Here is an 8,625-nt window from a genome sequence, read left to right on the forward strand (position 1 = left end):
GCTTCGCGGTGGCTCAGCCGGGCACGCAGGGCTTCGCCGGTGCTTCGTCGGGCTCGATGGCTCAGCCGGGCACGCAGGGCTTCGCGGGCCCGCAGGCCTCCTTCGGCGTGCCCGGCACGCAGGCCACGCCGGACTTCCAGCAGTCCCTCGCGGGCGGCGTGAACACGCCCTCGCTGACGGACGCGCAGCGCGCCGCGCAGGCGCTCACCCCGAACACGCCGGTCCTCGCGGGCCCCGCGAGCGCGGGCCTGACCACCGGCCTGCACACGCTGGCCCCGGACCCCACGCCGTCCACGCAGCCCGCTCCGGTGACGAAGAAGAAGGCCCCCGTGGCCCAGCGCGCGGCCACGCTCGAAGCGCCCGAGGACACCGGCGAGGCCCGTGAGCTGTCCTTCGGCGGGGAGATCTCCGAGGAGGAGCTGGCCCAGGCCCGTCAGGCCGCCGCCCAAGCCGAGGCCGAGGAGGCCGCGCAGCCCGAGTCCGAAATCGACGAGGACTTCGCCCGCGAGCTCGGCTTCACCGACGAAGCGGAGTCCCCGGAGGCCTCCGCCCCGAAGAAGGCCCAGGAGAAGACCGTCTACATCCCGCCCGCCCCGACCTCCGAGCGCGAGCAGCTCACGCCCGCGGACGTCACCAACGTGGTCGTCACGAACCAGCCCGCCATCGCCGCCTGCGTCCAGAGCTTCAAGGCCGGCACCGCGCTGGAGAGCGGCGGCCGCTTCCAGGTGCGCTGGTCCGTGGACACCGCCGGCTCCGTGTCCGGCGTGGCCATGGAGACCGAAGCCCTGAAGGGCTCCCCGCTCGCCGGCTGCATCGAGGACCAGGTGCGCGGCTGGAAGTTCCCCGTGCACCGCGTCGCGATGAACGCCCCCGTGCGCTTCCCCTTCGTCTTCTAGCCCGCCCGGCCTCCAGGCAGGCCCACCCGAAGGGCGCTGGACAACCAGAATATTCACGGATATGTATATTCACGTCCATGAATGTTGACGTCTTCCAGACCCTGGCCGACCCCACGCGCCGCCGCATCGTCGAGGCGCTGAAGGGCGGCGAGCTGTCGGTGAACGACCTGGTGGCGCGGGTCGACATCCAGCAGTCGGGTGTCTCCCGTCACCTGGGGATCCTCCAGGAGGCGGGCTTCGTCCAGGTCCGCCCCGAGGGCACGAAGCGGCTGTACTCGCTGCGTCCGGAGCCCTTCCAGGAGCTCGATGCCTGGGTCACCGGGTATCGCGGCCTCTGGGAGGCCCGGCTCGACCGGTTCGGTCAGGCGCTCGAGCGAAGACGGAAGGCACGCATGGCCACCCCCAAGTCCGAGGAAGAACCCCCATGACGACCCAGACCGAAACCCCGAAGCGCGGCACCTTCACGTTCGAGCGGACCTATCCCGCGACGCTCGCCGAGGTGTGGGCGCTGTGGACGACGAAGGACGGCTTCGAGTCCTGGTGGGGCCCGGAGGGCTTCTCCGTGAAGGTGCACGAGCTGGACGCGCGTCCGGGCGGCCTCTTGCGCTACGACATGATCGCCACCGCGCCGGAGCAGGTCGCCTTCATGAAGCAGGCGGGCATGCCCACCTCCACCCCCAGCAGCCTGACGTTCACGGAGGTGACGCCCCAGCGCCGCATCGCGTACCGGCACGCGGTGGACTTCATCCCAGGCGTCGCGCCGTACACCGTCTCCACCGGGGTGGACCTCCACGTGCAGGGCGACAGCGTGCGGATGACCGTGACCGCGGACGCCCTGCACAGCGGGGAGTGGACGCAGCGAGCGTCCGCGGGGTGGGAGAGCCAGCTTCGCAAGCTCGACAAGCGGTTCCAGCGCTAGATTGAGGCATGGCCGCGCGGGAGGACCCAGACCCCATCGAGTTGCACCTGTGTCACCGCTGCCTGATGCGGCTGCCGGTGGACGCGGGCGGGGTGGACCTTCCGCGCCGGGTGCGCGAGGCCCTCAAGGCCCACGGCCTGGCGGACAAGACGCTGCTCATCCCCGCGTCCTGCCTGGGTCACTGCCCCACGGGGAAGGTCACCGTGCTCGTCGTCCCCGACGCCACGGCGCGGGGCACGCACGCGAAGCTCATCGACCCGAAGGAGGACGGCGAGGACCTGGCGCGGCACCTGGACGCGCGGCTCGCCCCGAAAGCCGGGCCGCCTTGAGCAGCGCCTCCATCATGGGCACGCAGCTCGCGGTCCCCGTGCCGGCGATGGCATAGGCGGTCCCGTGGTCCGGCGACGTGCGCGGCACCGGCAGGCCCAGCGTCACGTTCACCGTGCGCTCGAAGTCCAGCGCCTTGGCCGGGATGAGTCCCTGGTCGTGGTACATGGCCAGCACCACGTCGTACTTCGCGCCCACCTCGTCGGGCCGGGCGAACAGCCCGTCCGCGGGGATGGGCCCGTGCGCATCCACCCGCTTCGCCCGGGCGGCGCGGATGGCGGGACCAATCACCTCCACCTCCTCGCGCCCCAGCATCCCGCCCTCGCCCGCATGCGGGTTGAGCCCCAGCACGGCGATGCGCGGCTTGCGCCCCACCACCGGCTGTAGCGCGCGCGACAGCAGCTGGAGCTGCGCCACCAGCTTCTCCACCGTGAGCAGCTTCGGCAGCGCGGAGAGGGGGACGTGGTTCGTCGCCAGCGCGATGCGCACGCGCGGCCCGTCCATCATCATCATCACGTCCACGCCGAACGCGTCCGCCAGCACCTCCGTGTGGCCCATGAACGGGATGCCCGCGCGCGAAATCTCCTCCTTGGAGACGGGCGCGGTGCACAGCGCGTCCACCGTCCCCGCGCGCATCGCGTCGATGGCGGCCCGCACGTACGCGTACTGCGCCTTGCCGCCCTCGCGCGTGGGCTTGCCCGGCACGCGGTGCTTCTGGGCCAGGCGCGTCACCTCCACCACCGCCGGCCCCGCCGTGCGGCCCAGGTCCTCCAGGGCCACGCGCGGGAAGCGGCGGAAGAGGGGGAAGCCGTCCAGCGTGGGCCCGTCTCCGAAGAGGACGGGCACCAGCGCGCGGCGCACCGCGGGCTTCGCCAGCGCCAGGGCCGTCACCTCCGGCCCGATGCCCGACACGTCCCCCAGCGAGATGCCCACGCGCGGCAGCGCGGCAGCCAGGGCCACCGGGGACGGGCTCACATCTTCACTTCGACGTTGGCCTTGGAGCGCAGCTCCTGGACGTACTGGTCCAGGAACTTCTCCGTCTTCTCGTTGAGGAGCTTGGCCTCCAGCTTCGGCTTCATCTCCTCGTAGGAGGCCACGGACACGTTGCGGCGCTCCTCCACCTTCAGGACGTGCCAGCCGAAGTTGGTGCGGATGGGCTCGCTGACCTCCCCCTCCTTGAGGTTGAAGGCGGCCTTCTCGAAGGCGGGCACCATCACGCCGCGCTTGAAGTAGCCCAGGTCGCCGCCGTCCGCCGCGCTGGGGCCCTCGCTGCGGGCGCGTGCCAGGGCCGCGAAGTCCATGCCCGGCCGGCGGGCCTCCTGCGCGATGCCCTCCGCCTTCTGCTTCGCGGCGGCCACCTGCTCCGGCGTGGCCTTGGCGTCCACCTGCACCAGGATGTGGCGGGCGTGCACCTCCACGTCCTCGCTCTCCAGGCGCGTGTACTGCGTGTACGCGGCCTTCAGGTCCTCCTCGGTGACCTTCACCTTGGGGCCCACCTTCATGCGCAGCAGCTTGTCGCGCACCACGCGCTTGCGCAGCATGTCCTTGTAGCTGGCGAGCGTGAACCCCTCGTTCTTGAGCAGCTGCTCGAACTGGGCGATGTCGCTGACGTTGTTCTGCTTGAGCACGTCCTGCACCAGCTCATCCACCTCCGCCTCGGTGGTGGTGATGCCCAGCTGCGCGACCTCGCCCTCCATCAGCTTCTCGCCGATGAGCGTGTCCAGCGCGGTCTTCATCAGCTGCGCGCGGGCCTCGGCGCGCTTGCGCGGGTCGATTTCGGAGTTCACGCGCTGGAGCTCCGGCGCGGCGCGCTGCTGCACCTCCGACAGCGGGATGACGTCGCGGTTCACCACCGCCGCCACCTTGTCCACCAGCTCCGCGCGGGCGGACGTGCCACCCGTGAGGAGCATCACCGCCGCCAGGAACGCCACCAGGTTCTTCATCGCAACGACCCTCTTGAACACCATGACACCGGCCAGGCCAACCCACCGGCCCCCGGAAAAGTCCTTCACTTCGCCGCCTGCGGCGCCGGCCGCCCGCGGATGGTCTGCAGCGTGGCCTCGTTCACCACCACCTGGGCCTTGTCGCGCAGCTCCTTCTCGAACGCCTCCTGCGCCGCCGCCCGCTTGGCCTCCAGCAGGCGCCCCTCCACCTTCGAGCGCACCTCCGCCAGCTCCCGCTTCCTCGGCGCCCTGCGCTCCAGCACCTTGAACAGGTGGTAGCCGTACTCCGTGGACACCACGTCCGAAACCTGCCCCACCCCCAGCTTGAATACCACCTCGTCGAAGGCCGGCGGCATCTGTCCCCGGGGGAAGAAGCCCAGGTCGCCCCCCACCTTGGCGTCCGCGCTGAGCGAATAGCGCCGCGCGAGGTCGGAGAACTTCTTGCCCGCCTTGAGCTGCGCCTGGAGCTTGCGCGCCTCGTCCAGCCCCTTCACCACCATCTGCGCCGCGTGGACCTCCTCCGGCTCCTGGAAGTCCGCCTCGTGCGCCGCGTAGTACGCGCGCAGCTCCTCCTCCGTCACCGCCACGCGCGAATAGACGTGGTGGGTGAAGAGCTTCTCGATGGTGAGCCGGCTCGCCTCCCGCGCGCGCAGCTCCGCCATGGACAGCTGCCCCTGGGCGAGCACCTCATTGAAGTTGCCCGCGGGGTAGTCCCCCGACAGCCGCAGCACGCCCCGGTCCACCTCCTCCGGGGTCACGGCGATGTTGTTCTGCTTCGCGGCCTGGAGCAGCAGCATCCGCTTCACCAGCGTGTCCACGAGCGCCCGCTTGAAGGGCTCCACCTCCTCGGGCGTGGGCTCCGGGCCCTCCGTGGTGGCCAGCTCCCGCGCCAGCTCCTGTTCGAAGTCCGTCCGGCTGAGCGACTCGCCGTTCACGGTGGCCACCACCGTGGGGTCCGGCCCCTTCTGGGTTTGCTGCCGGCAGCCCGTCAGCCCCAGCACTCCCAGGGCGGCTCCCAGGGTGACGACGGCGGACCACGACGGGAGGGAGGCGCGGAGGGAAGCGGGACGCATGCGCGGGGGCCTCGGGGGAGGGGACGGGGGACCTTCCACGGTGGTGCCGGGCCGCCGGGCTTTCAAGCGGGTCGTCACGGCCGGGATGGGAAGCGAACGGATGGGCCCATGGAGCGGCCTTCCGGGTAGCACGCCGGGCGGGCCCGGACAACCGGCGCTCCGGGCAGGGGCACCCTGCCTAGAGCGGGGTGGCGTTGGAGGACAGGAAGGCCTCCACCTGGGGGAAGATTTCATCCGGCGCCTTGCGGCCCAGGATGAGGTCCGCGTGGCCGTAGTCCGCCGCGAAGCCGTGGCCGCGCCCGGCGACCAGCATCTTCACCGGGCCCCCCAGGTGCTCCTTCGCCCGGGCCACCGCCAGCGGCGGCGCGAGCAGGTCCCGGCTGCCGGCGATGAGCAGGAAGGGAATCCTCACCCCGGCGAGCGGCTCGCGGTAGTCGAAGCTCCCGTCGAAGGTGGTGAACTGGCTGGTGGTGATCCACCTGGCGAACTGCCGTCCCACGCCCCCGGCCACGTCCGCGGGCACGTTGGCCAGCGCCCAGCGCACCACCTGCGGATCCATGTTGTCCGCCAGCATCATGTACCGGGTGAGCGGCCCCGGCGGCGCCCCGAAGAAGGCGATGCTGGTGACACGGCGGGTAGGGATGACCTTGAGCTTGAGCAGGGGCTCCACCCGCTGCACGAACGCTCGCAGGCCCGGCTGCACCGCGAAGGTGAAGGGGGCGCCCAGGGACACCGCCGCCTTCACCGGTGCCTGGGGGTTGCGGGCCAGGTGGGCATAGAGCATCAGCCCGCCCTTGGAGTGGCCCACCCAGAGCACTTGCTGGGCACCCGTGGACATCACGGTGCGCAAGGCCGTTCTCACGTCGTGTTCCGCCTGATCATCAAAATTCCAGTCCGCGCAGGCCCCCGCGAGCCCCCGGCCGCGCAGCTCGATGACCCAGGTCTCGAACCCCGCCCGCGCCAGGTAGCGCGCCAGGCTGTACTGCTCGTTGAAGTCCATGTGGAAGCGGTTGGCTCCCAGCCCGTGGCACAGCAGGACGGGCTCCGCGAACCGGCGCTCCCCCCGAGGGTGGTAGCGCCCCAGCGCGATGGCGGCTCCGTCGTCCGTGGGCACCCGGTACAGCTCGTCCGGCTTGAAGCTGAGGGTCAGCAACCCCTCCTTGCTCCGCTCGACCGCCTTGGTGAAGAGGTCCGCCATCCGGCTCAACCGGGGTGCCGCTGCCTGTCGTGATGTCACGCCTTCAGTCTACGCCCGACGCCCGGGCGATGCCGGAGTGTCGCTGGCGGACTTTCCCGGGACGGCAGGACAGTTGCAGGGAATGTGAGCGCATCTCGGGAGGTCGCGGAAATGGGGCAGGTCCGGGGGTTCAGGGAAGCATTGTCGTCCTTCATCGCCACAGTTTTTCCCACAGACACACTGCTGGGGGCCTTGAAGGTGATGGAGCAGTACCACGTGCAGGTGGTGGGGGTGGTGGGGGTAGGGGGCGGTCTGGTGGGCGTGGTGCATGAGACGCAGGTGCTGGCGGGGTGGCGGACGGATCCGCTGGCGCAGGTGTCGGACGTCATGGCGCGCGTCCGGAAGACGCAAGCGGTGAGGGCCCAGACGCGGCGGCTGGCGCGCATGAAGGGCAGGCGTGGGGGCGGGCAGAAGCCCTCCTGACGTGCGCCGTCCTGGCGGTAGAGTGGGGGCGCCGTGTCGGAAGCCCCTACCGCCGCCTGGACCGTGTACATGCTGCGCTGCCGCGATGGCACGCTGTACACGGGCGCCACCAACAACCTGGAGCGCCGCCTGGCCACGCATGGCCGGGGCAAGGGGGCGGCGTACACGCGGGCCCGGCTGCCGGTGACGCTGGTCTGGAGCGAGCCCGCCCAGGACCGGAGCGCCGCCCTGCGCCGGGAGGCCGCCATCAAGCGGCTCACGCGCGCGGACAAGCTGCGGCTCTTCGCGCGGCGTGCGGGAAGGCGTTGACGCTCGTCCCCCCGGCTTGTTGGCGGGAGGGATTTTCCCCACGGGGCGCGATGCGCGCCGCGCGACAGTTGGCGCGCGGTCCGCGACGCGTTCATCCGCTGGTGATGAAACAGCCGGGGCCCCCGGGTGGGTATACGGAACGCGGGGGGCCGAATTAGGGTGTGGACGTTCCTAGCAGGAGGAAGTCCATGTCGCGTTCTCGCTCGTTCGTGTTCGTCTTGCTCGCGTTGGGTCTGGGGAGCGTCGGGTGCTACTCGCCCAACCACCAGCCCGTCATCATCGCCGGACCGCGCCCGCTGGGCTCGCCGTCCACGCCGGGCGGGCTCAAGTTCGAGGAGGGCACGGTCATCCAGCTCCAGCTGGAGGTGACGGACCAGGACCAGGACGAGATCTTCTACCGCTGGACGCAGGTGCCCGCGAACCCGGCGGGCGCGTTCAGCGACGCCAGCGTCGCCACGCCCACCTGGACGGTGCCGTCACCGCCGGAGGACCCCAACGAGGCCATCCACCTCTACGTGGAGGTGGAGGATGGCAACGGCGGCGTGCTGCTGGGCCAGTCGCCCGCCATCTACGTCCTGCCGAAGCAGTAGCGGCGCCCGCCTCAGGCGGCGGTGGCCGCGGGGGGCGGAGAGCCCGGACCCTGCTTCGAGCGGCTCCGGGCGCGCACGGCGGCGAGGATGGCGCCCACCAGGCCCACACCCGCGCCGATGGCCGCGCCCATGAGCTGCGAGTGCATCAGCGACGCCGTCACGCTGCGCACGACCTCCGGCAGGTTGCACATGGTCTGCGTGGCGAGCGGCGTGCTGTTGTTCCACTCGATGTAGGAGGGGGCCGCCAGCGACGCGATGAAGGTGCCCAGCAGGGTGCCGGCCAGGATGAAGATGAGGAACGTCTTGAACAGGGCCATGGCGGGGACCTCCTCGGCGGGTGGGCGGCGGGCCGTCCTTAGTATGCGCACGCCCGCCGCGAAAGGGGCGAAGGCGTGCTAAGGGGGCAGGTGTGCCGCTCCTGCCACTCGCCATCCTGTTCGGGGTCGTCTCGCTCGTGTGCGCGGTCCTGCTGCTGACGCACGCCTTCCGCCGCAGCGTGGGCACCGGGGTGATGGTGCTGCTCATCCCCTGCTACATGCTCGTCTACGCGTTCAGCCAGTTCGAGCACCCGCGCAAGAACCTCATCGTCGCGGGCTTCGTGGCCAGCACGGTGCTGACGGCGGTGTTCCTGGGCATGGGCGTCCACGGCATCGCGGCGCTGGCGGCCCGCACGCCGCCCCCGGGCTTCTAGGCGGCCAGCCGCATGGCCGGATCCGCCGCGAGCCTCGCGGGTGCACGCTGTGGCCAGCATCCGGCCGTGGCCGCGGTGGCCCTCTGCACGCGCTGCGGCGGCTTCCTGTGCGGCGCGTGCACGGAGGTGCTGGCGGAGCTGGCGTACTGCGCGCCGTGCGCGGAGCGGCGATGGCAGGACACGCGGCCGTCGCGAGCGGTGCGGCTGGGCTGCTGGC

General features: G+C 71.3%; 13 protein-coding genes and 1 pseudogene. 9 read left to right on the forward strand and 5 right to left on the reverse strand.

Annotation, left to right across the window (positions count from 1 at the left end):
- From ACLEQD_RS31070 to ACLEQD_RS31085, 4 genes are all read left to right on the forward strand, one after another.
- A partial coding sequence (locus ACLEQD_RS31070) for an AgmX/PglI C-terminal domain-containing protein (RefSeq protein ID WP_410389090.1) occupies window positions 1-896 on the forward strand: 896 nt, incomplete at its 5' end.
- Between the two features lie 77 nt (window positions 897-973).
- Window positions 974-1,324: an ArsR/SmtB family transcription factor gene (locus ACLEQD_RS31075; protein ID WP_338268781.1), complete on the forward strand. Its 351-nt coding sequence runs from the start codon at window positions 974-976 to the stop codon at window positions 1,322-1,324.
- A complete protein-coding gene (locus tag ACLEQD_RS31080) occupies window positions 1,321-1,815 on the forward strand; it encodes an SRPBCC family protein (protein WP_410389093.1) in 495 nt (164 codons plus the stop codon). The genes ACLEQD_RS31075 and ACLEQD_RS31080 overlap by 4 nt, the downstream gene beginning before the upstream one ends.
- An 8-nt stretch (window positions 1,816-1,823) precedes the next feature.
- Window positions 1,824-2,144, forward strand: a complete 321-nt coding sequence (locus tag ACLEQD_RS31085) for a hypothetical protein (RefSeq protein ID WP_171419163.1) — start codon at window positions 1,824-1,826, stop codon at window positions 2,142-2,144.
- Here the strand turns inward: ACLEQD_RS31085 and pdxA are convergent.
- The 4 genes from pdxA to ACLEQD_RS31105 all read right to left on the reverse strand — a co-directional run bounded on the left by pdxA (window position 2,065) and on the right by ACLEQD_RS31105 (window position 6,356).
- Window positions 2,065-3,102, reverse strand: a complete 1,038-nt coding sequence (gene pdxA, locus ACLEQD_RS31090; protein ID WP_410389094.1) for a 4-hydroxythreonine-4-phosphate dehydrogenase PdxA — start codon at window positions 3,100-3,102, stop codon at window positions 2,065-2,067. The two genes, ACLEQD_RS31085 and pdxA, sit on opposite strands and share 80 nt — an antisense overlap.
- Window positions 3,103-3,113: 11 nt before the next feature.
- Window positions 3,114-4,085: a peptidylprolyl isomerase gene (locus ACLEQD_RS31095; protein WP_410389096.1), complete on the reverse strand. Its 972-nt coding sequence runs from the start codon at window positions 4,083-4,085 to the stop codon at window positions 3,114-3,116.
- Between the two features lie 65 nt (window positions 4,086-4,150).
- A complete protein-coding gene (locus ACLEQD_RS31100; RefSeq protein ID WP_410389098.1) occupies window positions 4,151-5,158 on the reverse strand; it encodes a peptidyl-prolyl cis-trans isomerase in 1,008 nt (335 codons plus the stop codon).
- A gap of 178 nt (window positions 5,159-5,336) precedes the next feature.
- Complete coding sequence (locus tag ACLEQD_RS31105) at window positions 5,337-6,356, reverse strand: alpha/beta hydrolase (RefSeq protein ID WP_171422245.1); 1,020 nt, start codon at window positions 6,354-6,356, stop codon at window positions 5,337-5,339.
- A gap of 150 nt (window positions 6,357-6,506) precedes the next feature.
- Here ACLEQD_RS31105 and ACLEQD_RS31110 point away from each other — a divergent pair, with 150 nt between their 5' ends.
- The 3 genes from ACLEQD_RS31110 to ACLEQD_RS31120 all read left to right on the forward strand — a co-directional run bounded on the left by ACLEQD_RS31110 (window position 6,507) and on the right by ACLEQD_RS31120 (window position 7,717).
- The gene (locus tag ACLEQD_RS31110) at window positions 6,507-6,818 is read left to right on the forward strand and encodes a CBS domain-containing protein (RefSeq protein ID WP_410389100.1); all 312 of its coding nucleotides are present in this window, start codon (window positions 6,507-6,509) and stop codon (window positions 6,816-6,818) included.
- Between the two features lie 69 nt (window positions 6,819-6,887).
- The gene (locus ACLEQD_RS31115) at window positions 6,888-7,127 is read left to right on the forward strand and encodes a GIY-YIG nuclease family protein (protein ID WP_410389106.1); all 240 of its coding nucleotides are present in this window, start codon (window positions 6,888-6,890) and stop codon (window positions 7,125-7,127) included.
- A gap of 188 nt (window positions 7,128-7,315) precedes the next feature.
- Window positions 7,316-7,717, forward strand: coding sequence for a hypothetical protein (locus tag ACLEQD_RS31120; protein WP_410389102.1), 402 nt, complete (start codon window positions 7,316-7,318; stop codon window positions 7,715-7,717).
- An 11-nt stretch (window positions 7,718-7,728) separates the two neighbouring features.
- On the opposite strand, the gene ACLEQD_RS31125 is transcribed toward ACLEQD_RS31120, so the two are convergent.
- The gene (locus ACLEQD_RS31125) at window positions 7,729-8,034 is read right to left on the reverse strand and encodes a hypothetical protein (protein WP_410389104.1); all 306 of its coding nucleotides are present in this window, start codon (window positions 8,032-8,034) and stop codon (window positions 7,729-7,731) included.
- Between the two features lie 92 nt (window positions 8,035-8,126).
- Here ACLEQD_RS31125 and ACLEQD_RS31130 point away from each other — a divergent pair, with 92 nt between their 5' ends.
- Together ACLEQD_RS31130 and ACLEQD_RS31135 are read left to right on the forward strand one after the other, a co-directional pair.
- The gene (locus ACLEQD_RS31130) at window positions 8,127-8,408 is read left to right on the forward strand and encodes a hypothetical protein (RefSeq protein WP_171422065.1); all 282 of its coding nucleotides are present in this window, start codon (window positions 8,127-8,129) and stop codon (window positions 8,406-8,408) included.
- A gap of 12 nt (window positions 8,409-8,420) precedes the next feature.
- Window positions 8,421-8,625, forward strand: a pseudogene (locus ACLEQD_RS31135) (hypothetical protein); the annotation flags it as partial.

This window comes from Corallococcus sp. 4LFB (assembly GCF_046520365.1).
Classification (GTDB): Bacteria; Myxococcota; Myxococcia; order Myxococcales; family Myxococcaceae; genus Corallococcus; species Corallococcus caeni.

What these genes read in the sequence shown, in the direction of transcription:
- ACLEQD_RS31075 (WP_338268781.1), top strand. Translation starts at nt 974, where the DNA reads ATGAATGTTGACGTCTTCCAGACCCTGGCCGACCCCACGCGCCGCCGC.
- ACLEQD_RS31080 (WP_410389093.1), top strand. Translation starts at nt 1,321, where the DNA reads ATGACGACCCAGACCGAAACCCCGAAGCGCGGCACCTTCACGTTCGAG.
- ACLEQD_RS31085 (WP_171419163.1), top strand. Translation starts at nt 1,824, where the DNA reads ATGGCCGCGCGGGAGGACCCAGACCCCATCGAGTTGCACCTGTGTCAC.
- ACLEQD_RS31095 (WP_410389096.1), bottom strand. Translation starts at nt 4,085, where the DNA reads ATGAAGAACCTGGTGGCGTTCCTGGCGGCGGTGATGCTCCTCACGGGT.
- ACLEQD_RS31100 (WP_410389098.1), bottom strand. Translation starts at nt 5,158, where the DNA reads ATGCGTCCCGCTTCCCTCCGCGCCTCCCTCCCGTCGTGGTCCGCCGTC.
- ACLEQD_RS31105 (WP_171422245.1), bottom strand. Translation starts at nt 6,356, where the DNA reads ATGGCGGACCTCTTCACCAAGGCGGTCGAGCGGAGCAAGGAGGGGTTG.
- ACLEQD_RS31110 (WP_410389100.1), top strand. Translation starts at nt 6,507, where the DNA reads ATGGGGCAGGTCCGGGGGTTCAGGGAAGCATTGTCGTCCTTCATCGCC.
- ACLEQD_RS31115 (WP_410389106.1), top strand. Translation starts at nt 6,888, where the DNA reads ATGCTGCGCTGCCGCGATGGCACGCTGTACACGGGCGCCACCAACAAC.
- ACLEQD_RS31120 (WP_410389102.1), top strand. Translation starts at nt 7,316, where the DNA reads ATGTCGCGTTCTCGCTCGTTCGTGTTCGTCTTGCTCGCGTTGGGTCTG.
- ACLEQD_RS31125 (WP_410389104.1), bottom strand. Translation starts at nt 8,034, where the DNA reads ATGGCCCTGTTCAAGACGTTCCTCATCTTCATCCTGGCCGGCACCCTG.